The following is a 26,900-nucleotide window of genomic DNA, read 5'->3' on the forward strand; positions in this document are numbered from 1 at the left end:
TAGCGGCGGGTCTCTACACGGAGCCCGCCCACCGGTGGCCAGGCCTGGGCCATCCGCAGTTGATGGAGGACTGAGGTGCATTTCGTGGAACCGGCGGAGGTGGCAGGAGGGCTTGAGCGCGCGCAGCGTGCCGTAGTCGTCATCATCCTTGCCCTCGCGGCCCTGCTTGCACCGGGAGCCGGGCCCGCCTTTTCGTACTCCACCGGTCCGGGGTCCGGCACCGGTTCCTCCTCAATGGGCACGCTGCAGCCGCCAACGAACGTCATTGTCCCGGCGACCAGTACCGGAACGGTGCATCTGAGCTGGACCGCGGCAACGGGAACACCCAAGCCCACCGGCTATTACGTCACCCGCACCCTGACTGGCAACGGCTCCACCGGGGCGGCTTGCGGCACCAGCAAGACCGCCACCACTACCGCCCTCTCCTGCGATGATCTCACCGTACCGGTTGGCACCTACCGGTACTCAGTCACCTCCGTCTACCGCACTTGGACAGCCCCCAGTGCCCTGAGCACCAGCGTCGGGGTCACACCCCCCGGCACGCCAACGAAGCTGGTGTTCATCACCCAGCCTTCCAACTCCACCTCCGGCGTTGCGCTGCCGACCCAGCCCGCCGTCGCCGTCACGGATGTGAACGGCAGCATCGTCACCACACAGGCGCCCACCCAGGTGACCCTGTCCATTTCAGGCGGGACCCTCAGCGGCTGCCTATCGGCGGCCACCGTGAACGGCGTTGCGAGCTTTTCGGGCTGCAACGTCTCCGGCGCCGGCAGCTACACCCTGACCGCCACTTCTGCGCCGCTGACCAGCGCCATCAGCGCGCCGTTCACGGTTGCCGGTCCGGCCGCCCAACTCGCTTTCACGACCAACCCCACAAGCTCCTCCGGCGGCACCGCCTTCGAGACCCAGCCTGTTTTAGCCGTGCAGGACAGCTCCGGACGGACCGTGACCACCAGCACCAGCGCCGTCACCCTGAGCATCACGGGATCCCCGGCCGGCTCAGCCCTGGCGTGCACCACGAATCCCGTCACGGCCGCCTCCGGAATCGCGGCTTTCACCGGCTGCAGCGTCAACAAGGCCGGAACCTACACCCTCACCGCCACCGGCGCCGGCTTCACCACCGTCAGCACCAGCGTCACCATCGCCACCGGACCGGCCACCAGACTGGCCTTCACCACCCAGCCCTCCGGCTCCACCGGCAGCGCACCGTTCGCCACCCAGCCCGCCGTCAGCATCCAGGACGACGGCGGCAACACCGTCACCACCTCCAGTGCCACCGTGAACCTGACACTCACCGGAAGTTCGGGTGCGTTCCTGAGCTGCACCGCCTCCGCCGTGGTGGCTGTCAACGGTGTCGCCGCCTTTAATGGCTGCAGCATCGACAAGACCGGCACCTACACACTCACCGCCACCTCCACCGGACTCATCTACACACTCAGCAACACCACCGTCATCGCCGCCGGCGCAGCCACCAAGCTGGGATTCACCACCCAGCCCTCCGCCTCCAGCGGCGGCGTAGCCTTTTTCACCCAGCCCGTGGTGGCCATCCAGGACGCCGGCGGCAACACGACAGCCAGCACCGCACCTGTCACCCTCAGCATCACCGGTTCCCCGGCCGGTGCGGTCCTAAGCTGCGCTGCGAACCCGGTCACCGCCGCCGGCGGTATCTCGGCCTTCTCTGGGTGCAGCATCAACAAAGCCGGAACGTATACTCTGACCGCCAGCGGCGCCGGGTTCACGGCCACCAGCGTGAACTTCACCGTGTCCCTGGGAACGGCTACAAAACTCTGCTTCACCACCCAGCCCACCAGCTCCACCGGCGGCATCGCCTTCAGCTCCCAGCCCGTGGTGGCCGTCCAGGACGCTGGCGGCAATACCATCACCACCAGCAGCGCGCCCGTCACCCTCAGCATCACCACACCCGGCGGCGCCGCGCTGACCTGCACCACGAACCCCGTCACCGCGATCTCGGGTGTCAGCGCGTTTTCCGGCTGCAGCATCAACAGGCCGGGCACCTACACACTGACCGCGGCCAGCGGCTCCCTCACCAACGCTGTCAGCACCAGCATTACCGTCACGATCGGCCCGGCCGCCAAACTCGGATTCACCACCTCACCGACCGACACCCAGGTCAACACGGTCTTGGCCGTCCAGCCCGTGGTGGCCGTTCAGGACGCCGGTGGCAACACCATCACCACGAGCACCGCTCCAATCACGCTGAAAATCACGGCACCCAGCGGCGGAGCCAACCTCACCTGCACCACCAACCCCAAATCCGCCTCTTCCGGTATCGCGTCCTTCCCGGGCTGCAAGATCAGCAAGACCGGAACCCGGACCCTTACGGCGACCTCCGGAACGCTCGCCGCAGGCGTCAGCTCCAGCTTCAACATCACCGGCGGCACGGCCACCAAGCTCGCTTTCACCACAAGCCCCACCGACTCAACGGGCGGCATGGCCTTCCCAACGCAGCCCGTGGTGGCCGTCCAGGACGTCAACGGCAACACCACCTCCAGCACTGCTTCCGTCACCCTCACCATCACCACCCCCGCCGGTGCGGCCCTGAGCTGCACGGCGAACCCCAAGCCGGCCGTCGCCGGCGTGGCCACCTTTGCCGGCTGCAACATCAACAAAACCGGAACCTACACCCTCACCGCCACGTCGGGCAGCCTTACGGCCACGGCCAGCACCAGCTTCACCATAACTGTCGGACCGGCCGCGAAACCCGTATTCACCACCAGCCCGTCCAACACCACATACAGCACTGTCTTCGCCACCCAGCCCGTAGTGGCCGTCCAGGACGCCGGCGGCAACACCACCACCAGCACCGCGCCCGTCACACTGAGCATCACCAACCCGGCCGGCGCCGTCCTGAGCTGCACAATAAACCCCGTGACCGCAGCCTCCGGTGTGGCCGGTTTTGCCGGTTGCAGCATCGACAAGCCTGGCACCTACACCCTGACCGCAACCTCCAGCGGGCTGAGCACCGGCGTCAGCAGCACCTTCACCATCACAGCCGGACCTGCTACAAAACTTACTTTCACCACCAGCCCCTCCGGCTCCACGGGCGGGATCGCATTCATCACCCAACCTGTCGTGACCATCCAGGACGCCGGCGGCCACACCGCCACCAGCACCAACTCCGTCTCCCTGAGCATCACTACACCGGCGGGTGCGACCCTGACCTGCACAACAAACCCCGTGACCGCGGTAGCAGGCGTGGCATCCTTCGGCGGCTGCAAAATCGACAAGACGGGCACTTATACCCTGACGGCAACCTCCGGCACGCTCACAGCGGCCGCCAGCACCAGCTTCACCATCACAGTCGGGCCGGCAGCCAAACTCGCATTCACCACACAGCCCTCCGGCGCCGCGGCCAACAGCGTGTTCGCCACCCAGCCCGTAGTGGCCGTCCAGGACCTCGGCGGGAACACGGTTACCACCAGCGCCGCCGCAGTCACCCTGAGCATCACGGGATCCGGCGGCAATGCAAACCTGACCTGCACAAACACAACCACAATAAACGCCGTCTCCGGTGTGGCTGCCTTTACCGGTTGCAAAATCGACAAAAGGGGAAGCTACACCCTGGACGCAACCTCCAGCGGGCTCACCGCCGCACGGAGCAACTTGTTCACCATCAGCTAACCGGGGCTGCCGACGCCACCACATCCGATCACTCCAAGACCAGCGATCTACTCACGGCCTGCTCACGACGTGACGGCACCGCGAACTCGTGGACAACACGCAAGCGTGAGGTCACGGTAGGGCTGGGTTCTGGCGCCTTTGCGGAGGCGGCCTAAGTTCCAGACCGTCATCCCGGTCAGGTTCGGAGCCCCATGGGCAGGGGCGGGTTCCCTGTCCGGACTGGGATCTTCGGGATGTTCTGGTTTCTCCGGTGGACGTGCGACAGGGCCAAGGAGAAAGAACTCGGCGGGCCACACTGGTGGTTCCCAGTCTTGTTGTTCGCTTTGGTAGTGGCGGCCGCTGGGTGATACCCACCCGGGCGGCTTATTTTGGGTGGCCGGGGTGGGTTTCCACGCGCTGGTGTGTTTGAGTCTGTGGTGTTTGTGGCAGGGCTGGCCGAGGTTGGTGATGCCGGTGGTGCCGCCATCGGCCCAGGCGAGGAGGTGGTCGGCTTCGTTGTCCAGGGAGTGGTTGTTGCAGCCCGGGAACGGACATTTCCCGTCCCGCAGGCGGAGCCATTGGCGCATTGCTGTGGGGATGCGGTAGCTGGTGCGGCCGATTTCCAGCGGTGCTCCGTCTCGGGGGTCGGTGAGGACCCGGTGGAAGGAGTCGGCGCCGTCGGCGACGAGTGCCCGTGCCATGGACGCAGGGATGGGCCCGTACCCGTCCAGGGTTGCGGGTTCATCCGTCAGGCCCAGGAGGGAGAACACCGGGACCGTGAGCAGGACCTGCGCCCTGGGGGACGCAGTCCCATCTGCGGTTTTGCCGGCGAGGAGCCAGTTGGCGGCGGTGTCGGCGCGGAGCTGGGTCAGGGTCCGGGCCTCGCCGGGGCCTTGCATGGCCCGGGCGGCGGTGGTGGCGCGGTCCCAGATCCCCGCTGCTTGATTGGCGGGCAGGTAGGCCGAGAGCCAGGCCATGCCGTCCCGGTCCGGGGTATATTCCAGGCGTCGGTCGGCGGCGCTGCGGATGTGGCGTTCCTCGATGGACACCGAGTGGTGCCGCTCCCGCCAGGTACGGGCGTTGGCCCGGAACCGGGACGGGACCAGGTCCCCGGCCGGGCAGCCGCGGGCCGGGTTCGGGGCGGCCGGGTCCAGGAAATGCGCCTCCAACTCCGCGGCGGCGGAGGGGTCGAGGTTGGCTGTTTCGTCGACCATGAAACGGGCGTGCTGCCACGAGATGGAACCGGCCTGCAACGCGGCCAGGGTGAGCGGCAGGGCAGCTGTCAGTGTCTGTGATTCGGCCAGGAGCGCCCCGGCAGCCCGTTCGCTGACCGTCAGGACACAGGCGACCTCCGCGACCACCGCCATTTCCTGGGCGGTGTGCTCCTGCGGTGATGCCGCCGGGGACGCCACGGCCTGGGTGCCTTCGACAAACTCAGCGGCAGTCCGCACCTTCAGGGCAGCCGTCATGGCTTCCAGGCGGGCGATCCCGGCCAGCCGGTCCAGGCAGGCATCGACATGGCGGCGCAACGGATCCGACTCCCGCTCGGCGGCATCATTGTCAGGTCCGCCCGGCCGGTCGAGCGCGGCAACGGCAGCGGCGACAGCCTGGAAGGCGTCCCTGCTTTCCGTCGTCCAAACACCCGTTCCATCCATACCCAAAGGATGTCAGGAGGCGCCGACAATTAAGCGCCTGCGGACGCCTCCAGAGAAGGATTCGCGAAGTTTTTCTAAAGTGGTTGCGACGTGCACCAGAAGTGTACGTTCGCCGGAAGGGCGGGGGCCGCGTCAACCGAAGATCAGCCGAACACCAGGTGCGCCACGGCGAAGATGGCCAGCCCGGCGAGGGAGCCAACTACGGTGCCGTTGATGCGGATGAACTGCAGGTCCTTGCCCACCTGGAGTTCGATCTTCCGCGACGTCTCCTCGGCGTCCCAGCGCGCCACGGTTTCCGTAATCACGCCCGCGATATCCGAGCGGTAGGTCCTCACCAGATAGCCCGCAGCGTCGCCGATCCAGGCGTTGACCTTTCCGGCGAGCTCGGCATCGTTGACGAGGCGTGAACCGAAGTCGCGGACCGCGGCTTTAAACTTCACCGTCAAATCGCTGTCCGGATCGTCCACTGCGCTCAGCAGGGCGCCCTTCACCGTCCCCCACGTGCGGGAGGCGAGTTCACGGACCTCGGGATCGCCCAAAACCTGCGCCTTGATGTCCTCGGCGCGGGCAATCATCGCCGGATCGAACTGCAGGTCCTGCGCGAGATCGTTGAGGTACTTGTCGATCGAGAGCCGCACCTGATGGTTGGGGTCGGACTGGACCGCGCGCGTGAACTTCAGGATCTCCACGTACACCTTGTCGCCCACGAGCCCGTCAACGAACTGTGGAACCCAAGTGGGGGAACGGTCCGAGACCAGCCGGCTGATGGTCTCATGGTTGTCGTCAACCCAGTCCGCCGCCCGGTCCACCAACAGGTCCACCAGCTTGTGATGATGCCCGTCAGCAAAAATGCGCTCCGCCATCCTGCCCACCGGAGGTCCCCACGGCGGAGCCAGCAGATGCTTGCGGACCAGACCTTCGATCACTGCCTGGACGTCGTCGTCGTTCAGGACCTTGAACGCACCGCGGATGACGGCAGCACCCTCCTTTGCAACGCGTTCCGCCCCGCCCGGGCCGGCCAGCCATTCGCCAGCCTTTCGGGCGATGTTCACGCTGGCGAGCTTATCCTGGACCACCTGCTCGGACAGGAAATTGGTCTCAACGAACTCACCCAGCGACGCCCCGATCTGGTCCTTGCGGCGCGGGATAATGGCAGTGTGCGGGATTTTGATTCCCATGGGGTACTTGAACAGGGCGGTGACCGCGAACCAGTCGGCCAGCGCGCCCACCATCCCGCCCTCAGCTGCCGCCCGTACATACTGCAGCCACGTATAGTCCTTCTGCAGCGCGAACGCGAACACAAAAATGACCGCCATGGCGATGAGCAGGCCCAGCGCCACGAGCTTCATTTTCCGCAGCGCTGCCGCCTTTTCGGCGTCCGCTTCACTGAGTTGATGGCCGACGACGGCGGCCCTCGCCTTGGGCGACAGCGGCGGGGAGCCGGCGGTCCGGTCCGGGACTTCCCTGGTAATTGGCTCAGAATTCACCTGCATGTGCCCAGCCTAGTCCCGCACGCGTTGGCGGGACCGACTAGCGTGTCCTCATGACAATCGACGAGTCTCTGCCGAAGAGGCCCCTGGTCTTTGCCCACAGGGGTGCCAGCGCGGCGTTCGCCGAACACACACGGGCCGCCTACCTCCAGGCCCTGGCCGACGGCGCAGATGGCGTGGAGTGCGACGTCCACCTGACCCGGGACCAGCACGTTGTGCTGCTCCACGACGCCAACCTGGACCGCACTTCCGATGGGACCGGCCCCGTTGCCGAGCGCACTCTGGATGAATTGAGGCTCCTTGACTTCTCGTCCTGGAAAGGTGCCCGGATTCCGGAGAAATACGGTGCCCGGTCCGAGCAGTTCCTTGCCCTTTCGGAGCTCCTGGACGTTCTTCGCGACGCCGGACGGGACATCCGGCTCGCTATCGAACTCAAACATCCCAGTCCCTTCCAGCTCAAGCTTGAGGACCGCGTGCTGGACGTGCTCCGGAGTGAAGGCTGGGACGCCGGCACCTCCTCGCTGGACAACATCACAGTGACCTTTATGAGCTTCAGTCCGGATTCCGTGAGGCACCTCCTCCAGTCGGTCCCTGCGGAGTTTATCTGCCAGCTGGTGGACGAGATCGATGTGGACGAAATCCGGGAGGAGCTTGGCCTGGGGTCGCTGACCGGAGGCGCCATAGCCAACGTTATGAAGGCTGCGCAGCTGGAAGGCGAACGGATCATTGATGAATGCGAGGTCCGGCTGGCAGGCCCAGGTATCACCTATGTCCGCGAACACGCCCGCACCGTGCAGCGCTGGCTGGAATCCGGCCGTCGCTTTCGGGTATGGACGGTGGACTCCGAACGGGACGTGGCACTGTGCCAGGGCCTGGGTATCCACGAGATCACCACAAACACTCCAGCCAGGGTCCTGGCACAGATCCAGCCAGCCGGCCTGCAGCTCCAACTGCCGGATTAGGTGAATGGTTGCCGGCTGTTGCTTAACGGCGGCAATTGTCAACGGCAAGCGTGAGCTGTGATTGAGTGGAGCCATGAAGCTCCTGGCATCGCCCGCCGTCAGAGTGGGCCTCTCCATCAGCATCGCAACAGGTCTTTACGGGATTTCCTTCGGTGCGCTCTCCGTCACCTCGGGCCTCAGCTTCTGGCAGACGATCGCGCTGAGCCTGCTGCTGTTCAGTGGTGGCTCGCAGTTCGCGTTCATAGGAGTGGTGGCTGGCGGTGGCTCAGGCGTAGCCGCCATGGGCGCCGCCACGCTGCTGGGTATGCGTAACGGCATTTACGGGATGCAGTTGAATGCACTCCTCCATCCGAAAGGGTGGCGCAGATACGTGGCCGCCCAGCTCACCATCGACGAGTCGACGGCGACCAGTACCGGCCAGAGTGATCCTGCTGAGCAGCAGCGCGGCTTCTGGGCAGCTGGCATCGGCATTTACGTGCTGTGGAATCTCTTCACGGCGGTGGGCGCTCTAGCGGGAAGCGGGCTGGGCGACCCCAAACAGTGGGGGCTGGACGGTGCGGCCGTCGCCGCCTTCCTGGCCCTCCTGTGGCCGAGGCTCAAAGGGCGCGAACCCGTGGCAATTGCGGTGGTGTGCGCCCTGGCCACGGTGCTCGTCGTGCCGTTCGTTCCGGCGGGCGTGCCCATCCTGGTCGCCGCAGTGGTTGCAGCCTTGGCCGGATGGTTCAGCCACGGGCGTAGCGACGAAGGGCTGGAGCCCGACGTCGATCCCTACGCCGAACACCATCACAGGCGCCAGGACTCACAGCAGGCGGGCGCATGAATCTTTGGATCTGGTTGCTGCTGGCTTGTGCCCTTGCCTATGCCTGGAAGGTGGTGGGTTATTTTGTGCCCGCCAGGTTCCTAAAGGATCCCCGGGTGTCCCGTGTGGCCGGTACCATGACCATCGGCCTGCTGGCGTCACTGACCGTTGTGAACACGGTAGCGACAGGCCAGTCCCTCGCAGCCGATGCACGTGTTGGCGCACTCGCGGCCGCAGCTGTCGCCCTCGCTTTCCGGGCGCCCTTCCTGCTGGTGGTTATAGCAGGTGCTTGTACGGCTGCGTTGCTGCGTATGATCGGGTGGAACTGACCGTTCTCTGGTGACTCGGGTCACAAGCACTGTACTATGAAGCTCTGGCTATGCAGCTGGCCATGGAGCTTCAGCATGAGTGGTGACATGGAAAACCAACTGCACACAGCCGGTGACAGATCCGGAATTACCCGCAGCTTTGCTGCTGCCAAGCGTCGCGCTGGAATGCCCGTCAAACGCTTCTTCGCCCGGTTTAGTTCGCTCTCCGAGGTCCCCTCCGCTGACCTGGACTTCCTCGCCGAGCGTCTCCGGCTCGCCATGGACATCGGCCAGGGGTCACACGCAGCGGCCCTCTACGCTGCCGTGCGCGACGAAATACGCAGCCGGGGGTCAACACGTAAAGATTAGCCTTCTCCTGCACTGATCTGTGGTCCACTGGAGAGAGGGCCGCAGCAGGTTTGCGGCCGAAAGGAGCAATCGCAATGAATGAATATCCAGAGCGAGACACTGACAAGCCGGAGACTGACAGCGAAAGTGCCGGAGAAGTGGCCGAGACCCGTGGCCCCGGTGCCGAACCGTTTTCAAAGCCGCGCCTGGCATATGTCGATCCGAGCGGGTCCCAATCAACCCGGGAACTTCGTGACACTGCCCGCCGCCGGCGGGATGCCGAAGAAAAGCTGCAGCAGCATCTGATGGAAGCCAAGGAACACGCCCACCATCACGATGATGCTGATCATCACGATGACGAGGACACCGACGAGCAGAGCAGCAGCGCTGCAGCGGACGGCAGCACAAGCTAGCTTTCTCCGATGCCAGTGAGCTAGCTTGGCTCCAGTCGCGGCAGGGATTACCTAGGCGACGCCATGTGCCGCGTCGCTTGGCGAGACAGCCCGGCGGGCGCTTTCTTCGACGCCCAGCTCGTACCATACCTGTGCACCGAATTCCGGTGTGGGGGTATCAAGGTTCTGGTAAAGAGCATCCAACAAATTGGCAAGCTCTTCCGCCGGCAGGGTGGGGAGGACTTCTTCCGGCCCGCGGGGATCGCTGATGAACTGGGAGAGCTGCGAGCTTTTCATCGCGAGGTGACCGGACTGGTTCGATAACGCAGGACGTGTTTCATGGGTCGCTCCATCGGGGAATTCAGAGGCTGGCTGCGTAACCCTACCTGAGTGTATTCCAACTCCTGCACGACCCACAATGGGCAGGGCACCGGCCCCGACAGGGCTGGTCCCTCATGCGCCGGGCCCCGGCAAGCGCCGGTCCCAAAAGCAGGATTAGCTGAGCCGTGAGCCCCGGGGCGGTATGCCTGGGACCTGCGGTCCCTGGAGTTGGCTGGCCGGCAACGGCACATGGGCGGGCAACGGCCTGTGCGGCCGTTCGCTGCGGATGGCGTCCTCGATGAGCGCGACAGGCCTGCGCCAGGCGTCGGATCCGGGCTCCATGGTATCCACGACCCCAATAAGCATGGCCAGCAGCCGGAACATGTCCGTCATGGAGATGTCAGTCCGCAGTGTGCCCTGCCCTTGGCCCCGGCCCAGTAGGATGCCGATCGAATCGATCAGCGAGCCTGTGATTCCGGTGAGCAGTTCACGACGACCGGCAACGGCCCCCAGGAGGTTTGCGTTATCACTGGCCGCGGCCATGATCGCTTCAATGACCCGGAGCAGGCCTTCAGCAGCGTCTCTGTCCGCGAGGGCGTCGTCGATGACGGGATCCACAGTGAGCCTAAGTTGCCGGTTGAGGGCGGCGAGGACCAGCTCCTCTTTGTCAGCAAAGTTGCGGAACAGGGTGGCGGGGCCCACTCCGGCCGTGGCCGCGATCGTCTGCAGCGGCACATCGGGGCCGAAATCGCGGAAACACTCACGGGCCGCAGTGATGATTTTGTCCACATTCCGAGCTGCATCTGCACGGAGCGGTTTGCGGGCGACTGCGAGATCCATGCGATCAGGTTAGCAACGCAGCCCGGTGCGTTCACTGTTACTGGAGGGTAGGCGGCTTTATGACGCATACCGTGCGGGCAACAGGCATGTGTACCCTGACCGTCGCCGTGGCAGACTGGCTCCATGTTGCTTGCATTTTCGGTCGCCCCGTCCGGCACGCCCTCGGGCGGGTCCCGCCCCTCCGATGCGTCAGTGCACGACGCCGTCGCCGCCGCTGTGAAAATCGTCAGGGAATCGGGTCTGCCCAACCAGACAGATTCGATGTTCACCACCATCGAAGGCGAGTGGGACGAAGTATTCGACGTGGTGAAGAGGGCCACCGAGGCCGTAGGCCAGTTCGGGAGCCGCGTGTCGCTTGTCATCAAAGCTGATATCCGCCCCGGTTACGGCGGCGAGCTGACCGCAAAAGTGGACCGGCTGGAGCAGGCAATCGCCAGCGGTTCCTGAGACCGGCCTTCGGTCAGCACGACGGCGGGGTGCCTAGACCCACTCCATCGTGCGTGCCAGACTATGGCCATGTTTGAGCACAAGCCCCAGCCCGCGTGGGCGGCAGTCGAAGATTTCCTGACGGTCACCGTGGTGCATCCTGACGAAGCCTTGGAGCGAGCGGTGCAGTCCGCCGTCGACGCCGGGATGCCGGCCATAGAAGTGGCGCCGAACGCAGGCAAGCTCCTGAAGCTCCTGGTCCAGCTGTCCGGTGCCCGCCGTGTCCTGGAGATCGGTACGCTGGCCGGGTTCAGCACCATCTGGATGGCTGAGGGACTTCCCGACGACGGCAAGCTGGTGACGTGCGAATATCTCACCAAACATGCGGACGTGGCCAGGTCCAACGTCGATGCAGCAGGGTTGGGGCACAAAGTGGAGATCCGCGTCGGGGCTGCCCTTGATTCGTTAGCCGCCCTGCAGGCGGAGGACCAGGAGCCCTTCGATTTTGTCTTCATTGACGCGGACAAGGAAAACAACACCAGCTACCTCGATTGGGCCGTCCGCCTGGGCCGGCCCGGAACCACCGTGGTGCTAGATAACGCCATCTGGGAAGGAGCCGTGTTGGACCCATCCATGGACCAGGTCAATGCGCCGGGAATCATCGGCGCGCTGGAGCTGATGGGAAACCACCCGCAGCTCGATGCCACCGTGATCCAGACGGTCGGGTCCAAAGGATGGGACGGGTTCGCCCTTGCCCGGGTCCTCTGAAGGATGAACTGGTGGGCAGCGCGAGCCCGTTGAATCTGCTTCGCGGGCCAAAAAGGGTTGGAACCAATGAGGTGAATCGAGGGGGCCGACGGCGACTGGGGGGACTGGCCTCGGTCTCAGAAGAGGCCATCTCACCGCCGACCCCGCCTGGCACCCGGGCCATACCTGACCCGGGAAACTTCACAGGACCTGCTTCTCACCTAATTTTCCTCCAACTTAGAGGCCCTGCCTAGCCCTGCTGTTTCCATCCGGATGGTCCGTCTATTCGCCAGTTCCCCGTTCTTTGCCGCCTTTGTCGGCACTGTTATTCTCAGGACTGCTGCCGTTATAGCGTTCCCGCAGCTCGCGCCCCCTCCGGATGTCCTCCTGTTCCTGTTCCTGGAGCTTCTCGCTCTTCTTTGTGTCCCGCGGCGGCAGTTGGAGCGTCTCCTCCGCCTCGATGCCTGCCTGGAGCTGGCGTCCGCGCTCCATCTCGGCATCGAACTCCGCACCGAACAGCAGCGACATGTTCAGGATCCAGAGCCAGAGCAACATCACGATCACGCCACCGAGCGCGCCATAGGTCTTGTTGTAACTGTTGAAGTTGGCTACGTAGAAGGCGAAGGCAAGGGAGGCCAGGAGGAAGATCACCAAGGCGATCAACGAGCCCAGGCTCATCCAACGGAACTTGGGCTGCTTTACATTCGGTGTGGCGTAGTACAGAACAGCGATGATCACGATGACCAGCGCCACGATGACGGGCCATTTCGCGATGTTCCAGACCGTGAGGAAAGCCCCGCTGAGACCGATGGCACCGCCCACGGCTTCCGCCACCGGTCCGCTGAGCACCAGCATGCCGGCGAGCAGGGCCACGATAACGACGGCCAGCAGGGTAATGGCCAGCATGGTCCCGCGGAGCTTCACGAAGGGGCGGCCCTCGTCCACTTCATAGATGCGGTTCATGGCGCGGCCGAACGCACCGACGTAGCCGGAGGCGGACCAGAGTGCGGTGGCCAGTCCAATGACCAGCGCAAAACCTGCGGCGGGTGATCCGGCCAGCTCCTCGATCGGGCCGCGGACGGTATTCACGGTCGACCCCGGAGCGATGCCCTGCACGATTTCCAGGAGTGCCGCCGTCGTTTTTTGTGCGTCGCCGAAGATGCCCAGGAGCGAGACCAGGGCCAGGAGTGCGGGGAACAGCGACAGCACGGCGTAGTACGTGAGTGCGGCCGCCAAGTCGGGGCACTGGTCCTGGGTGAACTCCCTGAGGGTCTTTTGGGCAATGTACTTCCAGGACGGTTTCCTGACTTCCGTGGGGCTGTCCGGCTTCCTGGGATCGTCCGGGGCCGGAGCCCTGCCCGCCTTTGCGGTACTGGTCTCGGGTTCGTCGTGAGTGGCCATGGGTTGTCCTCTCGAAAAGGGTAACAACAGACAGGCCGGCCCACCGCGGAGGCGGAGCCGGCCTGTCTGTGGCGCTGTTGGTATCTGGCGTCGCGGTGTCAGGTGTTCTGTACGTGGTCCTTGGCGTCCGCTGCCCTGTCTTTCACATCGGCGGTGGCCATCTGCCCCTCCTCCTTGACGTGCTCGGCGGCGTCGGTGGCTGTTGCCTTGACGTTTTCCATGGCTTCCTGTGCGGGTTCCTTCAAACCCTGCGCCATCTCCTTCGCTGCCTCGGTCAGTTCGGTAGTCAGCGGTTCGGCGGCTGTCTTGAGGGAGTCCGCCGCTTCGCGTTCCTTCTCGCTGGCCGGGATCAGTGAAGACAGCAGCAGGCCGGCGCCGAAGGCGATGAGACCTGCGGCCAACGGATTTCCCTGGGTTTTGGACATGACCTGCTGCGGTGCCTCACCAATGGTGGAGCCGGCATCGCCAAGAGCGGAGCCGACTGGGTTGCCGGTGCTGCTAGTGCCCATATGCATACGTGCAGTAGCGTCGTCTGCTACTCCCATGACTTTCTCCTTCACTCCAAAGACGGCATCCTTCACCTTGTCCGTTTGCCGGTGGACGATGTTGGAGGGGGTGACTTTGTCCGCCACGGCATCCACATTGGTGCCCAGGCGGGCGCGGGTTGCTTCAATGTCTGAACGGATCGCGTCCGGGTTGTCGCTCATCGGTTTACCTCACCTGGTTTTAGGGTTGGGGGGATTTCAGAGAGTGTTTCGGCGGTCTGGGGCATGCCCTGAACCGTTTTGAGTTCCTTGCGCCCCATCGAGGCCAGAACGGCGGCAATGATGGCCCAGATCAGGGCCACGACCACCGCGGACCAGCCCAGCCCCATCAGCAAACCCAAGGCATACCAAAGGGCAATGGAGAGGAACAGCAGGACGAAATGCCCGGCAACGCCGGCGCCGGCGAGCAGACCGCCGCCCCTGCCGGCCCTGGTCGCGGTTTGCTTCAGTTCAGCTTTGGCGAGTTCCAGTTCCTGACGCATGAGCGTGGACAGGTCGCGGGTGACCTCTCCCAGCAAATCGCCCAAGGAATTGTTGTCCGCCTTCGCGTGCGCAGCTTCTCCGGGAGTCTCGGGTATCTGGCTGGTCATCACGGCCTGCCAGTCTGGCCGTCCGCGGAGCGGTCCCGGGTGAGGGGGTCCGTGCCCATGGGATCATCGGCCAACTCGCGGTCGCCCAACGGGTCGTCGGCCGTCCTGTTGCCGGACCAGGCTTCCTCTACCAATTGCGGGCTGTCCAGCGGACTGGCCGTGCTGGTGGTGTCGGCATAGCTGCTTCCCGGGGCGCCGCCGTCGAATCCTGCCGTGGTGGTGCCCGGAGCAGGAAGCTGAACCGGTGGTGGCGGGACTGCCCCGCCGCCAGCGGGCGAATAGCCGCCGGGGCCGGCCTGGCCGGCACCGTACTGCTCTCCGCTGTACTGCTCTCCGGTGTATTGGCCGCCGGAGTGTTGGCCGCCGCTGTACTGCCCGGTGTATCCGGAAGCGGAGGTAGATCCGGGTGCGCCTGCACTCAGGCTGCGGCTGAGCCGTCCGGCGAGGACTCCGGCGCCGGCCGCAAGGAGCAGGAAGGTGCCGGGGCGCCGCCGGGCGAAGGTCTTGACTTCGTCCAGGAGCGAGCCGGGATCCCTGCCGTCCAGCCAGGAAGCCACGGAGGAGGAACGTTCAGCAGCCTGGCGGACAAGGTCAGAGGCGACGCCGGGCTGGTCGGACGCGCGCGCCATAGCGTGCAGTTCGTCCGAGACCGACCGCAGGCCGTCAGCAACCTTTTGCTGCTGGGTGCCTGCTTGCTGGGTGAGGTCGTTGCGGGCCTGGTGGAGAAGGTCTTTGGCGTTCGCCTTCACTTCAGAGGCGACGTTTGCCGCCTCAGTCTTAGCCGTTTCGGCCACGGTCTGGGCTGAGTCCGCTGCCCTCCGGGCAACATCGCCGGCCTCCTCCTTCATGGCATCCTTGCGGGAGGTTTCGTAGGTGTCGCCTGTTGGTGGAGTCGCAGCGGACGGGAAGGTCGTAGCACTGCGCTCGCCCATGGTCCCTGGGGTGGTCGGAGGAACTGTGTAAGCCGGGTCCTCGGGCCATTGGTTCTCTGTCATCTTTGCTCTCTCTTTCCAAGAAGGCCGGTTGTTGATCAAGAACCAGCGATACTGGCCGTAAAATAGTAAGCATGATTACTAACAGAAAGTAAGTACCCTTGCTAAATAACTTTCAAACGGATTCCGGGGCCCTTGCCGTCCTGGCATTAACTCGGATCCGGTCGTAGCGAACTGGAAAGAGGTGGATGGCTTTGGATACAACATCTTGGGTTTGGGTGGTTGTCGGCATCGTTGTAGTGGTGCTTATTGTGCTGCTGCTGACGGGACGGCGCCGTAAGGCGATACAGCAGAAGCGTGACGAATCGCACCGGGAAAAGGCCGCGGAAATCCGCCAGAAGGCGCAGAACATCGAGCTGGATGCCCGTGAAAATGAGGTCCGGGCAACCCGCGCCCGGGCCGACGCCGAGCAGGCGCAGGTCGAAGCCGCCAGGCTGAAGCAGGAAGCAGAACAGAAGGCGGCAGCTGCCAGCTCCCTCCGTGAAGACGTTGCCAGCCACAGCAGGAAAGCTGACGCCATCGATCCGGACGTACCTTCGGACAGGGACGCCCGGACCGATGCGCGGACGGACGATGCGCGGACTGGCGACACCCGGATTGCCCAGACGGAAGACGACCGGATGGGCGATGCGCGGATGGGCGATGCGCGGACGGACGATGCCCGGACCGCCGGGACTGGCGACATCAGGACTGACCGGGACGCCGGGACCACCGATGTCCGGACCGACCGCGACAATCCGCGTTCAGGCATCTAGCGGCGCCACCTAGCTCGGGGAGCGGTCAGTTCCTCGGCTTCAGGGCGGGGGAAGGAGCGACTCCGTCCCCCGCTCCGATGCCGTCCAAAACCTGGACTATGGCATCGATGGACGATATTCGCGGCTCCCAGGCGAGGAGGCGGCGCGCCCGTCCAGTGTCCATGACGGGCGCTCCGGCGGCCATGTCCACCCATCCAGGGTCTGTCGGCTGGAGGCGGAGCCGCCATGTGAGTGCGGCTAATGCGTGCAGCAGTGCCACTGGAATGGGAAGAATCCGTCTGGCACCGAGAAGGCGGGCCAGTTCCTGCGGGGTGACGACTGGTTCCGCAGCGATGTTGAACGCTCCGGACTCACCCCGGTCCAGCACCTGCCAATACGCCTCGGCGGCATCGTCGGCGTGGACGGCTTGGAAAATCAGGTCGTCCGGTACCGGGAGGACCGGGGTCCATACCCGCCGCGGCAGCAGCCTGGCCAGGAGAGGGCCCAGGAAGTATCGTCCGATTTCACTCCCTGCGTCCCGCTGGAAGATCAGGCCCGGCCTGAGCCTCGCAACCTTCACGTCCGGCTGCTCCGTCTCGAACCGGTCCAGCAGGGCTTCCTGTTCGGCTTTGTGCTGGCTGTAGTGTGAGCCCTGTATTCCACCTGCCGGCCAAGATTCATCTGTTCTCTGGTCCTTTGGCGCCTTGCTGTAGGCGCCGACCGATGAAGCGCACACGATGTGCCCTACGCCTGCTTCCCTGGCGGCTTCCAGTACGTTGCCGGTCCCAGTGACGTTCGTCCTGTGCAGGATGTCCAGGTCCCGGTTTGGCTGCAGCTGCCAGGCCAGGTGGACCACGGCATCCACTCCCGCGAGGGCCGAACGCAGGCGCGGTAAATCGTCGTCCTGGCCCACATCCAGGGTGTGCCACTCCACGCCGGCGTAGGGAGGCTGTGCGGTGTCCGGGAGCCGCCGGCTGACACCAACCAGCTCCAGGCTTCCAGGTCTTTTTGCCAGCTGGCCTTGAAGGTTTCGAAGCAACGCGGTGCCCATATTTCCGCTGGCTCCTACGATGGCAATACGCATATGGAGGACTCCTTCGCGTGTGGCTGGTGGTTCCACCAGCACGTCGAGCCTATATCCGGAAAGCATTGTTTTATAAGCAGGCTTATGTTCTCCTACTTCTAAGTCTTGCCGCAGGCTTTCGGCCCCCCGACCCGAAGGAACCACCGACAATGCCTGATTTTTTTGCTGCACTTGCCATGGAAACTTCACCCATCCAGCTGCTGCCGCCGGATCATTCTCCGCAAGCTTCGGTTCCCAAAAGCGGACGGCTACGACAAACATTCGAAAACGAGCTGGTCCTGGCCTACCTGGACCTGGCTGAGGCCCTGGCTGCGCGTTTCGAAGCCCGCGGCCGGGAGCGCGCCGACCTTAATCAGGTGGCTTATCTCGGCCTTGTGAAGGCTGCTCGTGGCTTCGACCAGACCAAAGGTGACAGCTTTCCCGCCTATGCCGCGCCCACCATCACCGGCGAACTGAAGAGGTATTTGCGGGACCGCAGCTGGGTGGTCAGGCCGCCCCGGCACATCCAGGATCTTCGCTCCCGCATTTTCCGTGCGGAACCCGAGCTGGCGCAGACGCTGGGCCGAATCCCTAGGGTCTCTGAACTTGCCCAGCATCTCGGCGTGGACGCAGCCGAGGCGCAGGAGGCCATCTGCGCCTCCAGCAGCCTGCACCCGGACTCGCTCGACGCCGTCGATGCCCACGGCGACTCGCCCCCTATCGGCGAGATGCTCGCCTCACCTGACATGCCCATAGAGCGGCTGGAAGAACTGGCATGCCTTCGGGACGCCATGCAGGAGCTGGATTCCGCGGACCGGGAGCTGCTGTACCGACGGTACTTCTGCGAAGAGACGCAGGTGGAGTTGGGCAAGCGGCTGGGAATGTCACAGATGCAGGTTTCGCGCCGTCTGGCCCGCGTCCTCGTTGACCTCCAACGTAGGCTCCTCGAGGCCAGCGACTCTGCAGAATCCGATTCCGCGGCTCAGAGAACGTCGCCGTCCGTGGCCCACAGAATGGCCGGGTCAGGGCTGTCTATGAATGGGTCGCCGCACCACGCCAGTTCCCGCGTCAACGTCAGGCGAAGGGCCTCCAGGTCCTGTTGACACGTCCGGCTGCAGGGCCGCACTCGGACGCTTTCGGCCCTGACCTGCACTGATATGGCGCGGTAATCCGGAGAAAAGCTTCCCAGGCTGTTTAGGAGCAGCAGCACAGGGGAACAACGTGGGTATGGGAAGCTCCGCAACTCCTCAACTCAGGGCTGTTCTGTTCGACCGGGACGGAACCCTGGTGGTCGATGTGCCTTACAACGGTAATCCCGGCTTGGTCCGTCCTATGCCGGGCGCCAAGGAGGTGCTGGATTCACTCCGGGCGCGGGGCTTGGCGACGGGCGTGCTGAGTAACCAGTCCGGCGTGGCACGCGGCGTCATCACCGCCGCTGACGTGGACAGCGTCAATGCAAAGGTGGAGGAGCTCCTGGGGCCTTTTGACGTGTGGGAGATCTGCCCGCACTCAGAGGAGGACGGCTGCGCGTGCCGCAAGCCGGCGCCGGGTATGGTGCAGAGCGCCTGCCGGAAACTCGGCATCGAAACATCGGAGGCGGCACTAATCGGGGACATCGGCACTGACATCCGGGCGGCGGAGGCCGCAGGAGCCACGGGAGTCCTGGTCCCTACACCAGTGACCCGGGCCGAGGAAGTCAGCGAGTCCCGGCTCGTGGCACAAGATCTCGCCCAGGCTGTGGGCATGCTGCTGGAGGGGACCTGATGGGACGTGTCCTGGTGGCTCGGCAGGACAGCCTTGGCGACGTGCTGCTGGCTGGACCGGCGGTGCGCGCCGTGGCCAACGGCCGGCAGCCGGACGGAAGCCGGCCCAACCACGTGGTGATGTTGTGCGGCCGCCAAGGCGAGGGTGCGGCGGCCATGCTGCCCGGCGTCGCTGAGGTGTACAGCTGGGACTGCCCGTGGATCGTGAACCCTGCCCCCAAAATGACGGGGCCGCACGCGGACAGGTTGATCGACTACGTGCGCAACTCCAGGATCACCGAGGCGGTAATCCTGACGTCCTTCCATCAGTCCCCGCTGCCACTGGCACTGCTGCTACGGCTGGCGGGCGTAGAGCGGATCAGTGGCGCCTCCACTGACTACGGTGGCTCTTTACTGGATGTCAGGCTGAAGCCCGGGGAAGACTTCCCCGAGGACCAGCCAGAGGCCGAGCGCGCGCTGGGGATCGCCCGGGCAGCCGGCTTCAGACTGCCGGCGGGCGACGACGGAAAGCTGCGGGTGGGTCCGGTTCCGGACGTGCAGGAGTTGGTGGGCGCCGGCCCGTATGTGGTGGTCCACCCGGGAAGCGCGGTCCCGGCCAGAGCTTGGCCGCCCCTGCACCACGCCGCCGCCGTCGAGCTCCTCGAAGGTGCCGGTCATCGGGTGGTGGTGACTGGCGGTCCGGACGAAACGCCGCTGACGGCTACCGTGGCGGGCCCGTCGGCCCTTGACCTGGGCGGGCGCACCGACCTGGCCACCCTGGCCGGGGTCCTTGCCCGGGCAGACGCCGTGGTCACCGGTAACACTGGGCCTGCCCACCTGGCCGCGGCCGTGGGAACTCCCGTTGCCTGCCTCTTTTCCCCGGTGGTCCCGGCCGTCCGCTGGGCCCCCTACGGCGTTCCCCTTGAACTCCTCGGCGACCAAAACGCCGAGTGCCGGCTCACCAGGGCCCGTGTCTGTCCCGTCCCGGGGCACCCCTGCCTGGACTCCGTCTCACCCGAGGAGGTTGTACAGGCGGTGGAGCGGCTGATCGGCGGTGTCTCGTCCTTCAGTACCCACGTAAGTACCAGGAGAAAGGCCCGCGACCGATGAGAATCCTGCTATGGCATGTCCACGGGTCCTGGACGGACGCCTTTGTCCGGGGACCCCATGAATACCTGCTGCCTGTCCTCCCGGAGGGTGGCCCCTGGGGTCTCGGCCGTGCCGGCAGGGACTGGCCGGACTCAGTGCGGGAAGTGACACTGGCGGACCTCGACGCCGACCAGGTGGACGCCGTCGTTCTTCAGCGTCCGGAGGAAATCGCCGAAACGGCCAGGGCACTGGGACGGCAGCCGGGTGCCGACCTGCCGGCCGTGTATGTGGAACACAACACGCCAAAGGGCGATTTCCCGTTCACCCGGCATCCGCTTGCGGACCGGTCGGACATCCCCCTGGTGCACGTGACGCACTTCAACAGGCTCGCCTGGGACAGCGGCTCGGTCCCGACCCTGGTGATCGAGCATGGGATCCCGGACCCCGGGCAGCTCTACACGGGCGAACTGCCGGAGCTGGGCATCGTGGTTAACGAACCGGTGCGCAGGGGAAGGGTGACGGGGACGGACCTCCTTCCCGCCTTCGCCTCCGTCGCCCCGCTTCAGGTGTTCGGCATGAAGACAGAGGGGCTGGCCCTTGCCGCGGGAGTCGAGGAGTTGCGGCTCACCTCCCGCGGGGACCTGAAGACCAGCGAACTGCACCGCGAACTGGCCCGTTGCCGGGTCTACGTGCATCCCATGCGCTGGACGTCCCTGGGCCTGTCCCTCCTGGAGGCCATGCATCTGGGCATGCCCGTCGTTGCCCTGGCCACCACCGAAGCGCCGCGGGCGGTGCCACCGGAAGCGGGCGCCGTTTCGGCTGACGTCGACGAGTTGCTCCGCTGCGCCCGGCGGCTGGTTGCCAACCCGGAAGAAGCACGACGGCGGGGCGCCGCGGCCAGGGAGGCGGCGCTGGCACGCTACGGCCTGGGCAAGTTCCTGGACCGCTGGGATGTTTTCCTGGCAGACCTGCGCGCCCGTCCGCGGCACTCCGATAACGAACGTCCGGAAGAGCAGATCCTTGTTCCGGCGCGAGAGAGGAACACCCCTTGAAGATCTCGATGGTTTCAGAACACGCCAGCCCGCTGGCGGCACTCGGCGGGGTGGACGCCGGCGGCCAGAACGTCCATGTCGCAGCCTTGTCAGCTGCGCTGGCCAAGCGGGGCCACAACGTCACCGTCTACACCCGGAGGGATGCAACGGAGCTTCCGTACAGGGTGAAAGTGGGGCGCCGGCTGGAAGTGGTGCACGTGGAGGCCGGACCGGCCTGCCACATCCCCAAGGATGAACTGCTTCCCTTCATGGGGGAGCTGGCGGACGGCATCGCCCGGGACTGGGGCCAGCGGCCACCGGACGTGGTCCACGGCCACTTCTGGATGTCCGGGCTGGCAGCACTCGATGCGGCACGCAGGGAAAACGCAGGTTACCGCGTCCCCGTCGTCCAGACCTTCCATGCACTCGGCACTGTCAAGCGCAGGCACCAGGGCCTTGAAGACACCAGCCCCCCTGAGCGCCGCTGGCTTGAGCCCGGCGTGGCACGCTCCGCAGACCGGATTATCGCCACCTGCTCAGATGAGGTGTTCGAACTCAAATCCATGGGCATCAAGACCGGCAAAATATCGATTGCCCCATGCGGCGTGGACCTTGGCCTCTTTTCCGCCACCGGATCCTCGGACCCAAAGCCTCGCAGCCACCGCATTCTCTCCGTCGGCAGGCTGGTTCCCCGCAAGGGTGTGGACCTGGTGATCCGGGCACTTCCGCTCCTCAGCGACGCCGGGTTCGACGACGTCGAACTCCTCATCGTGGGCGGCGGCGGCGACTCGAGTGCCCTGTACTCCGACCGGGAAGTGCGGCGGCTCCTGGACCTAGCCGCTGAACTGGGCGTTTCGGACAAAGTGTCACTTCAGGGGCAGGTGCCACGGGCCGCCATGCCCGGGATCTTCCGGAGCGCCGACGCTGTGGTTTGCTCCCCCTGGTATGAGCCTTTTGGCATCGTTCCGCTGGAAGCGATGGCCTGCGGCGTGCCCGTGGTGGCCGCGGCCGTGGGCGGCCTCCGTGACACTGTGGTGGACCACAACACCGGGCTGCACGTGCCGCCGCGGGACCCGGAGGCAATCGCGTCGGCGCTGGCCCTCCTGCTGGGCGATCCGGCGCTTCGGGCCGAACTGGGGGCGGCCGGGCAGCACCGTGCGAGCTCGCGGTATTCGTGGGACCGGGTGGCCGCCGAAACTGAAAAGGCGTATCAGCTGGCGGCCGCAGGAATCTCGGCCGGCAGGGTCCCGATGGAAGGAGCTGCGCTGTGACTGCCGAATGGTCCCTTCGTGAGGCCGATCTCCCGGCCGTTGCGCTTCCCGACGCCCGCCCACCCGGCCGTGTTTCACCGCTGCCTTCCCGGGCGCCTTCCCCGCTGCCTTCCGCACAAGGCAGTCCAGCCTTCGTGGACCCTGCGTCCGCGAATGCCGTGCGTCTGCACCTGGACAACGTCCTTCCTGCCTTGGAGTCCCTCCGCAGCCAGTCCGGCACGCTGGCGGCCTGGGGCGTCGAGCTCGCGCAGCGGCTGCTCCGGGGGCAACGGCTCCTGGCCGCCGGCAACGGCGGATCCGCGGCCGAGGCCCAGCACCTGACCGCTGAACTGGTGGGACGGTTCGACGGCGAACGTATCCCGTTTTCCGCGATCTCGCTGCACGCGGAAAGCTCGGCGGTGACGGCCATTGCTAACGACTACGGCTACGACGAGCTGTTCGCCCGCCAGGTCCGTGCCCACGGCCGGTCCGGGGACGTGTTGGTCCTGCTGTCCACGAGCGGCAAAAGCCCCAACCTGCTGCGGGCAGTGGAAGCAGCCTCCAGGCTCAACATCACCACCTGGGCGCTGACCGGCCCGGGGCCCAACGCCCTGGCAACAGCCTGCGACGAGGCGGTGATGATCGACGCCCTCAATGCCAATGCCCAGGAGGGTCACCTGATTGCCCTGCACAGCATCTGCCGGGCCTTCGACCTGGAGGTCAGCCGGCGCAGCGCCGGCATGTCTGCAAGTGAATGGGATAGCAGGCCATGAGGATCGTGGTGGTGGGCGATGTTCTCCTCGATGTGGACCTCTCCGGCGAGGCCACACGCCTGAGCCCCGATGCCCCGGTGCCGGTGGTCGACGTTTCTGGCATCAGGCGCCGTGCCGGCGGAGCCGGTCTGGTGGCGCGAATGCTGGCCGAGGACGGCTGGCCCGTCACCCTCGTGACGGTTCTGGCAGACGACGACGCCGGCCGGCAGCTTGAGGAGGCACTCTCGGGCGTCCGGATCGTGTCCGGTCCCACCAGCTTTCCAACACCGGTCAAGACCCGGGTCCGGGCCGGATCGCACCCAGTGGTCCGTTTCGACCAGGGCTGCGGCAGGACGCCGGTGCCGGACGTCACCTCCGCGATGCTGCGGGCCGTGGAGAACGCCGAAGCGATCATTGTCGCCGACTACGGCCGCGGATTGGCAGCCAACCCCCAGCTGAGGGAACTCCTGGCGCGGCTGGCCGATGATGTGCCCATCGTCTGGGATCCACATCCCGCGGGTGAGGCTCCCGTGCCCGGCGTCTCGGTGGTCACGCCCAATCTTTCGGAGGCGCACAAGCTTTCGCAGGCGCCCAAGCTTTCGCAGGCGCACAAGCTTTCGCAGGCGCCCAAGGGGACGGGCAACACATCCTCCCGGCCAGTCGGGAGAGACTCCTCGGACGGAGCCGGTGAAGTGGCCGGAATCCTGCTGGACATGTGGCGCAGCCACGCCGTCCTGGTAACCACGGGGGAGCGCGGGGCTGTTCTGCTGCGGCAGCGTGGCGGGGCACCCCGGCGGGTTCCGGCGCCCCGGGTTGAGGTGGCTGATCCCTGCGGGGCGGGTGACAGGCTGGCCGCCAGCCTGGCCGTCCATCTGGTGGGCGGCCGCGACCTTGAGGATGCCGCAATGCTGGCAGTTCATGAGGCCGCTGACTTCCTGGCGGCCGGCGGTGTTGCGTCATTACCGGATCCTCCTTCGCCGGGCAAACGGAGGCACCGGACCACCGAGCCACTGTTGCTGGCCCGCAGCGTCCGGGAGAACGGCGGCATGGTGGTGGCCACCGGAGGCTGTTTCGACTTGCTGCACGCAGGCCACGTCAGGTCCCTCGCCGCCGCGCGCGAACTGGGCGACTGCCTCATTGTCTGCCTGAACGCGGATGACTCAGTGCGCCGCCTGAAGGGCGAGCAGCGCCCCATCATGAACCAGCAGGACCGGGCCGAGCTGTTGCTGGCGCTGGAATGCGTGGACGCCGTGATGATTTTCGGCGAGGACACCCCGGAGACCGCGCTGGACCGCCTCCGCCCGGACATCTGGGTGAAGGGCGGCGACTACCGGGGAGCCCGCCTTCCGGAAGCCGAGTTGGTGGAGAGCTGGGGCGGGCGCTGCGTCACCGTCCCCTACCATCCGGCCCGCTCCACCACTGGCCTGGCGGACGCTTTGGCCAAAGTCAGCTAAAGCCCGCGCTTACCGCACATCTCCCCGCAAAGTAGTCCCGAACAAGAAGTTCCCAACAAAAGACCTCACGAGAAGTCCTGAGCGAAAGGAACACCATGAACACAGAGACATCCTGGCCCGGCCGGATCCTCGTCACCGGAGGTGCCTCCGGGTTGGGGGCCGCCGTCGTCGAGGCCGTCCTTAAGGCCGGCGGCACGCCGGTGGTGCTGGACCGCGATATCAGCACTGTCGCCGCCGTGAAAGCGTTCGAAGTGGACGTTTCGGACCGCCCGTCGGTGGAACAGGCCGTCCAGGATGCCGCAGAGTCCTTGGGTGGGCTGGACGCCGTGGTTACCGCGGCCGGAATCGACCGCTGCGGCAAGCTGGCGGACGTCGCCGCCGACGAGTGGGAGAAGGTGATCGGCGTCAACCTGATGGGGACGGTTTCCGTGGTCCGGGCTGCCCTGCCTTACCTGAAAACCTCCCACGGCCGGGTGGTGACTGTCGCTTCCACCCTGGGCAAGAGGGCGGTGGCCGATGCCACGGCGTACTGCGCCTCCAAGTTCGGCGTGGTGGGCTTCAGCCATGCCCTGGCCGCGGAGACCGGCGGGGAAATCGGTGTGACCACCATGATCCCCGGCGGCATGAAGACGCACTTCTTTGATGACCGGACCGAGCAGTACAAACCCCAGGACGACTCCCGGCTCAACAACCCGGGCAACGTGGCACAGGCCATCCTTTTCGTGCTTTCCCAACCCACGGGCTGCGAGGTCCGGGAAATGCTGATCTGCCACGAGGAGGAAGGCTCCTGGCCGTGAGGAACTGTGTGTAAACGCCCCGGCAAGGGGTACGGAGCAAGGGGTACAGAACCAGGTGTAAGGAACGGCACAGGAGAAGTGCGTACGGAAGGAGTTCCATGCATACGACTGCCATGACAACCACGGCTGAACCGCCAACCGGTACCAACCACACAGAGGGTCCCGGCACCATCACCATCAGGGATCCCCGCACCGGGGAAATCCTGTGGACTGTCCTGGAAACGGAGCCTGGTGCGGCAACCCACGCCGTGCAAGCGGCCCGGAGTGCCGCAGCAGGGTGGGCCTCCACGTCGCCGGCGGAGCGGGGCGCGTGCCTGCGGGCGGCGGCACAAGCCCTCGCGGCCGCGGCACCGGTACTCGCCGGACTCAACAGCAGTGAAACCGGGCGGCCGGTCGAGGAGGCCCTGGCAGGGATCGCGGCCGGGGTATCCACCTTGGAGCAGTACGCCGAACTGGGTCCCGTGCACCGCGGACACAGCCTCCGGGGAAATCAGCTGGCGTCCGACTACACCTTGGCCGAACCACGTGGCGTCGCCGTCGTCCTCACCCCATGGAACGACCCCGTGGCCGTGGCCTGCGGACTGATCGGTGCCGCATTGGTCACGGGCAACACCGTGGTCCATAAGCCCAGCGAGCGCTGCCCCCGCCTGGGCGAATTCCTTGGGGAAGTACTGGCGCCGTCCTTTCCGCCGGGCGTTCTCGTCACCGTCTCCGGAGGAGCCGGCGTCGGGACTCTCCTGACCCAGGCCGGGGTGGATGTGATTGCCCATGTTGGTTCGAGCGCTTCCGGGGCAAAGATAGCCGAGGCCGCGGTCCTTAACGGCGCCCACGTCATCCGGGAGAACGGCGGCAACGATCCCCTGCTGGTGGACCGCGACGTTGATCCTGCGTGGGCCGCCGAGCAGGCGGCCATCGGGGCTTTCAGTAACAGCGGCCAGATCTGCACGTCCGTGGAACGCATCTACGTCCATGAGGCCATCGCCACTGAATTTTGCGCGGCGCTGGAGGCCGAGGCAGCGCTCCGCAACGCCAACGCAACCGTGGCTCCGCTCGTGGATGCGCGCCTGCGGGATTCCGTCCATGCCCAGGTGGCGCAGGCCGTAAAGCTTGGGGCGAAGGCTGTGGAAGGCGGCCGGGTGCCCGACGGGCCGGGTGCCTTCTACCCCGCCACGGTACTGCTGAATTGCGCAGACAACATGGACGTGATGACGGAGGAAACCTTCGGTCCGGTGGCGCCGGTGCAGGTGGTGGAAACTTTCGACGACGGCCTAAAGCTGGCGGGAAGCGGCCGCTACGGCCTGGCCGCCACTGTGCTGACGGGAAGTATCGCCCATGCCCAGCAAGCCATCGCGGCCCTCCCCGTGGGGACCGTGAAGATCAACGAGGTTTTCGGTGGCGCTCCTGGCGGCGCAGCCCAGCCGCGAGGCGAGAGCGGCCATGGCTTTGGCTACGGGCCCGAGCTCCTGGATGAATTCACGCGCGTGAAGGTGGTCCACGTCGCCGCGCCGCCCCCGTATGCCGCGCCGCCCCCGCAGGACCAGGACTAGGAGC

Annotated in this window: 27 protein-coding genes; 18 read left to right on the top strand and 9 right to left on the bottom strand. The window is 65.7% G+C overall.

Annotated features, from left to right (window positions below; all coding sequences use genetic code 11):
- The first annotated feature begins 84 nt into the window (after positions 1-84).
- The gene (locus J7E83_RS02585) at positions 85-3,642 is read left to right on the top strand and encodes a hypothetical protein (protein WP_214958873.1); all 3,558 of its coding nucleotides are present in this window, start codon (positions 85-87) and stop codon (positions 3,640-3,642) included.
- 62 nt (positions 3,643-3,704) lie between these two features.
- Here J7E83_RS02585 and J7E83_RS02590 read toward each other — a convergent pair whose 3' ends face one another.
- Both J7E83_RS02590 and J7E83_RS02595 read right to left on the bottom strand, forming a co-directional pair.
- The gene (locus J7E83_RS02590; protein ID WP_214958874.1) at positions 3,705-5,276 is read right to left on the bottom strand and encodes an HNH endonuclease signature motif containing protein; all 1,572 of its coding nucleotides are present in this window, start codon (positions 5,274-5,276) and stop codon (positions 3,705-3,707) included.
- Between the two features lie 143 nt (positions 5,277-5,419).
- Positions 5,420-6,769, bottom strand: coding sequence for a DUF445 domain-containing protein (locus tag J7E83_RS02595; protein WP_214958875.1), 1,350 nt, complete (start codon positions 6,767-6,769; stop codon positions 5,420-5,422).
- A gap of 50 nt (positions 6,770-6,819) precedes the next feature.
- Between J7E83_RS02595 and J7E83_RS02600 the strand changes: the two genes are divergently transcribed.
- The 5 genes from J7E83_RS02600 (at position 6,820) to J7E83_RS02620 (ending at position 9,596) form a co-directional block, all read left to right on the top strand.
- Positions 6,820-7,728: a glycerophosphodiester phosphodiesterase family protein gene (locus tag J7E83_RS02600; RefSeq protein ID WP_214958876.1), complete on the top strand. Its 909-nt coding sequence runs from the start codon at positions 6,820-6,822 to the stop codon at positions 7,726-7,728.
- A gap of 73 nt (positions 7,729-7,801) precedes the next feature.
- Positions 7,802-8,548, top strand: coding sequence for an AzlC family ABC transporter permease (locus J7E83_RS02605; RefSeq protein WP_214958877.1), 747 nt, complete (start codon positions 7,802-7,804; stop codon positions 8,546-8,548).
- On the top strand, positions 8,545-8,856 hold the full coding sequence (locus J7E83_RS02610; protein WP_214958878.1) for an AzlD domain-containing protein: 312 nt from the start codon (positions 8,545-8,547) through the stop codon (positions 8,854-8,856). Before J7E83_RS02605 ends, J7E83_RS02610 begins: the two co-directional genes overlap by 4 nt.
- 75 nt (positions 8,857-8,931) lie before the next feature.
- Positions 8,932-9,204, top strand: coding sequence for a hypothetical protein (locus tag J7E83_RS02615; RefSeq protein WP_251043390.1), 273 nt, complete (start codon positions 8,932-8,934; stop codon positions 9,202-9,204).
- 74 nt (positions 9,205-9,278) lie between these two features.
- Complete coding sequence (locus J7E83_RS02620) at positions 9,279-9,596, top strand: hypothetical protein (protein WP_214959221.1); 318 nt, start codon at positions 9,279-9,281, stop codon at positions 9,594-9,596.
- A gap of 51 nt (positions 9,597-9,647) precedes the next feature.
- Here J7E83_RS02620 and J7E83_RS02625 read toward each other — a convergent pair whose 3' ends face one another.
- Together J7E83_RS02625 and J7E83_RS02630 are read right to left on the bottom strand one after the other, a co-directional pair.
- Positions 9,648-9,872 (bottom strand): hypothetical protein, encoded by a 225-nt coding sequence (locus J7E83_RS02625; protein ID WP_214958879.1) that lies wholly within the window; start codon positions 9,870-9,872, stop codon positions 9,648-9,650.
- 198 nt (positions 9,873-10,070) lie between these two features.
- Positions 10,071-10,736, bottom strand: coding sequence for a TetR/AcrR family transcriptional regulator (locus J7E83_RS02630; protein WP_214958880.1), 666 nt, complete (start codon positions 10,734-10,736; stop codon positions 10,071-10,073).
- Positions 10,737-10,859: 123 nt separating this feature from the next.
- On the opposite strand from J7E83_RS02630, the gene J7E83_RS02635 reads away from it, so the two are divergent.
- A complete protein-coding gene (locus J7E83_RS02635; protein ID WP_214958881.1) occupies positions 10,860-11,183 on the top strand; it encodes a thiamine-binding protein in 324 nt (107 codons plus the stop codon).
- Positions 11,184-11,252: 69 nt separating this feature from the next.
- On the top strand, positions 11,253-11,930 hold the full coding sequence (locus tag J7E83_RS02640) for an O-methyltransferase (protein WP_214958882.1): 678 nt from the start codon (positions 11,253-11,255) through the stop codon (positions 11,928-11,930).
- A gap of 261 nt (positions 11,931-12,191) precedes the next feature.
- Here the strand turns inward: J7E83_RS02640 and J7E83_RS02645 are convergent, their stop codons facing one another.
- The 4 genes from J7E83_RS02645 to J7E83_RS02660 all read right to left on the bottom strand — a co-directional run bounded on the left by J7E83_RS02645 (position 12,192) and on the right by J7E83_RS02660 (position 15,440).
- Entirely contained in the window at positions 12,192-13,310 is a 1,119-nt protein-coding gene (locus J7E83_RS02645; protein WP_214958883.1) for a YihY/virulence factor BrkB family protein, read from the bottom strand.
- A gap of 98 nt (positions 13,311-13,408) precedes the next feature.
- On the bottom strand, positions 13,409-14,017 hold the full coding sequence (locus tag J7E83_RS02650) for a DUF3618 domain-containing protein (protein ID WP_214958884.1): 609 nt from the start codon (positions 14,015-14,017) through the stop codon (positions 13,409-13,411).
- Complete coding sequence (locus J7E83_RS02655) at positions 14,014-14,445, bottom strand: phage holin family protein (RefSeq protein WP_214958885.1); 432 nt, start codon at positions 14,443-14,445, stop codon at positions 14,014-14,016. The genes J7E83_RS02650 and J7E83_RS02655 overlap by 4 nt, the downstream gene beginning before the upstream one ends.
- Positions 14,445-15,440, bottom strand: a complete 996-nt coding sequence (locus J7E83_RS02660; RefSeq protein WP_214958886.1) for a hypothetical protein — start codon at positions 15,438-15,440, stop codon at positions 14,445-14,447. Before J7E83_RS02660 ends, J7E83_RS02655 begins: the two co-directional genes overlap by 1 nt.
- Positions 15,441-15,631: 191 nt before the next feature.
- Here J7E83_RS02660 and J7E83_RS02665 point away from each other — a divergent pair, with 191 nt between their 5' ends.
- Positions 15,632-16,192 (top strand): hypothetical protein, encoded by a 561-nt coding sequence (locus tag J7E83_RS02665; protein ID WP_214958887.1) that lies wholly within the window; start codon positions 15,632-15,634, stop codon positions 16,190-16,192.
- 25 nt (positions 16,193-16,217) lie between these two features.
- Here the strand turns inward: J7E83_RS02665 and J7E83_RS02670 are convergent, their stop codons facing one another.
- Positions 16,218-17,255: an NAD-dependent epimerase/dehydratase family protein gene (locus J7E83_RS02670; RefSeq protein WP_214958888.1), complete on the bottom strand. Its 1,038-nt coding sequence runs from the start codon at positions 17,253-17,255 to the stop codon at positions 16,218-16,220.
- Between the two features lie 149 nt (positions 17,256-17,404).
- On the opposite strand from J7E83_RS02670, the gene J7E83_RS02675 reads away from it, so the two are divergent.
- From J7E83_RS02675 to J7E83_RS02715, 9 genes are all read left to right on the top strand, one after another.
- Complete coding sequence (locus J7E83_RS02675) at positions 17,405-18,337, top strand: sigma-70 family RNA polymerase sigma factor (protein WP_214958889.1); 933 nt, start codon at positions 17,405-17,407, stop codon at positions 18,335-18,337.
- 124 nt (positions 18,338-18,461) lie between these two features.
- Positions 18,462-18,998: an HAD-IIIA family hydrolase gene (locus J7E83_RS02680; RefSeq protein ID WP_214958890.1), complete on the top strand. Its 537-nt coding sequence runs from the start codon at positions 18,462-18,464 to the stop codon at positions 18,996-18,998.
- A complete protein-coding gene (locus tag J7E83_RS02685; RefSeq protein ID WP_214958891.1) occupies positions 18,998-20,086 on the top strand; it encodes a glycosyltransferase family 9 protein in 1,089 nt (362 codons plus the stop codon). Before J7E83_RS02680 ends, J7E83_RS02685 begins: the two co-directional genes overlap by 1 nt.
- Entirely contained in the window at positions 20,083-21,117 is a 1,035-nt protein-coding gene (locus J7E83_RS02690; RefSeq protein ID WP_214958892.1) for a glycosyltransferase, read from the top strand. The genes J7E83_RS02685 and J7E83_RS02690 overlap by 4 nt, the downstream gene beginning before the upstream one ends.
- A complete protein-coding gene (locus J7E83_RS02695; RefSeq protein WP_214958893.1) occupies positions 21,114-22,367 on the top strand; it encodes a glycosyltransferase in 1,254 nt (417 codons plus the stop codon). The genes J7E83_RS02690 and J7E83_RS02695 overlap by 4 nt, the downstream gene beginning before the upstream one ends.
- On the top strand, positions 22,364-23,119 hold the full coding sequence (locus tag J7E83_RS02700) for an SIS domain-containing protein (RefSeq protein ID WP_214958894.1): 756 nt from the start codon (positions 22,364-22,366) through the stop codon (positions 23,117-23,119). The genes J7E83_RS02695 and J7E83_RS02700 overlap by 4 nt, the downstream gene beginning before the upstream one ends.
- Complete coding sequence (locus J7E83_RS02705) at positions 23,116-24,552, top strand: PfkB family carbohydrate kinase (RefSeq protein ID WP_214958895.1); 1,437 nt, start codon at positions 23,116-23,118, stop codon at positions 24,550-24,552. The genes J7E83_RS02700 and J7E83_RS02705 overlap by 4 nt, the downstream gene beginning before the upstream one ends.
- Before the next feature lie 95 nt (positions 24,553-24,647).
- Entirely contained in the window at positions 24,648-25,349 is a 702-nt protein-coding gene (locus tag J7E83_RS02710) for an SDR family oxidoreductase (RefSeq protein WP_214958896.1), read from the top strand.
- Positions 25,350-25,447: 98 nt separating this feature from the next.
- The gene (locus tag J7E83_RS02715) at positions 25,448-26,896 is read left to right on the top strand and encodes an aldehyde dehydrogenase (protein ID WP_214958897.1); all 1,449 of its coding nucleotides are present in this window, start codon (positions 25,448-25,450) and stop codon (positions 26,894-26,896) included.
- Positions 26,897-26,900 lie beyond the last annotated feature (4 nt).

This window comes from Arthrobacter sp. ISL-48 (assembly GCF_018613805.1).
In the GTDB taxonomy this organism is placed as follows: domain Bacteria; phylum Actinomycetota; class Actinomycetes; order Actinomycetales; family Micrococcaceae; genus Arthrobacter.

Coding starts and splice junctions, on each gene's coding strand:
- J7E83_RS02680 (WP_214958890.1), top strand. CDS start 18,462: ATGGGAAGCTCCGCAACTCCTCAACTCAGGGCTGTTCTGTTCGACCGG.
- J7E83_RS02685 (WP_214958891.1), top strand. CDS start 18,998: ATGGGACGTGTCCTGGTGGCTCGGCAGGACAGCCTTGGCGACGTGCTG.
- J7E83_RS02710 (WP_214958896.1), top strand. CDS start 24,648: ATGAACACAGAGACATCCTGGCCCGGCCGGATCCTCGTCACCGGAGGT.
- J7E83_RS02675 (WP_214958889.1), top strand. CDS start 17,405: ATGCCTGATTTTTTTGCTGCACTTGCCATGGAAACTTCACCCATCCAG.
- J7E83_RS02635 (WP_214958881.1), top strand. CDS start 10,860: ATGTTGCTTGCATTTTCGGTCGCCCCGTCCGGCACGCCCTCGGGCGGG.
- J7E83_RS02615 (WP_251043390.1), top strand. CDS start 8,932: ATGAGTGGTGACATGGAAAACCAACTGCACACAGCCGGTGACAGATCC.
- J7E83_RS02690 (WP_214958892.1), top strand. CDS start 20,083: ATGAGAATCCTGCTATGGCATGTCCACGGGTCCTGGACGGACGCCTTT.
- J7E83_RS02660 (WP_214958886.1), bottom strand. CDS start 15,440: ATGACAGAGAACCAATGGCCCGAGGACCCGGCTTACACAGTTCCTCCG.
- J7E83_RS02590 (WP_214958874.1), bottom strand. CDS start 5,276: ATGGATGGAACGGGTGTTTGGACGACGGAAAGCAGGGACGCCTTCCAG.
- J7E83_RS02620 (WP_214959221.1), top strand. CDS start 9,279: ATGAATGAATATCCAGAGCGAGACACTGACAAGCCGGAGACTGACAGC.
- J7E83_RS02715 (WP_214958897.1), top strand. CDS start 25,448: ATGCATACGACTGCCATGACAACCACGGCTGAACCGCCAACCGGTACC.
- J7E83_RS02625 (WP_214958879.1), bottom strand. CDS start 9,872: ATGAAAAGCTCGCAGCTCTCCCAGTTCATCAGCGATCCCCGCGGGCCG.
- J7E83_RS02640 (WP_214958882.1), top strand. CDS start 11,253: ATGTTTGAGCACAAGCCCCAGCCCGCGTGGGCGGCAGTCGAAGATTTC.
- J7E83_RS02705 (WP_214958895.1), top strand. CDS start 23,116: ATGAGGATCGTGGTGGTGGGCGATGTTCTCCTCGATGTGGACCTCTCC.
- J7E83_RS02595 (WP_214958875.1), bottom strand. CDS start 6,769: ATGCAGGTGAATTCTGAGCCAATTACCAGGGAAGTCCCGGACCGGACC.
- J7E83_RS02645 (WP_214958883.1), bottom strand. CDS start 13,310: ATGGCCACTCACGACGAACCCGAGACCAGTACCGCAAAGGCGGGCAGG.
- J7E83_RS02605 (WP_214958877.1), top strand. CDS start 7,802: ATGAAGCTCCTGGCATCGCCCGCCGTCAGAGTGGGCCTCTCCATCAGC.
- J7E83_RS02655 (WP_214958885.1), bottom strand. CDS start 14,445: ATGACCAGCCAGATACCCGAGACTCCCGGAGAAGCTGCGCACGCGAAG.
- J7E83_RS02630 (WP_214958880.1), bottom strand. CDS start 10,736: ATGGATCTCGCAGTCGCCCGCAAACCGCTCCGTGCAGATGCAGCTCGG.
- J7E83_RS02650 (WP_214958884.1), bottom strand. CDS start 14,017: ATGAGCGACAACCCGGACGCGATCCGTTCAGACATTGAAGCAACCCGC.
- J7E83_RS02670 (WP_214958888.1), bottom strand. CDS start 17,255: ATGCGTATTGCCATCGTAGGAGCCAGCGGAAATATGGGCACCGCGTTG.
- J7E83_RS02610 (WP_214958878.1), top strand. CDS start 8,545: ATGAATCTTTGGATCTGGTTGCTGCTGGCTTGTGCCCTTGCCTATGCC.
- J7E83_RS02600 (WP_214958876.1), top strand. CDS start 6,820: ATGACAATCGACGAGTCTCTGCCGAAGAGGCCCCTGGTCTTTGCCCAC.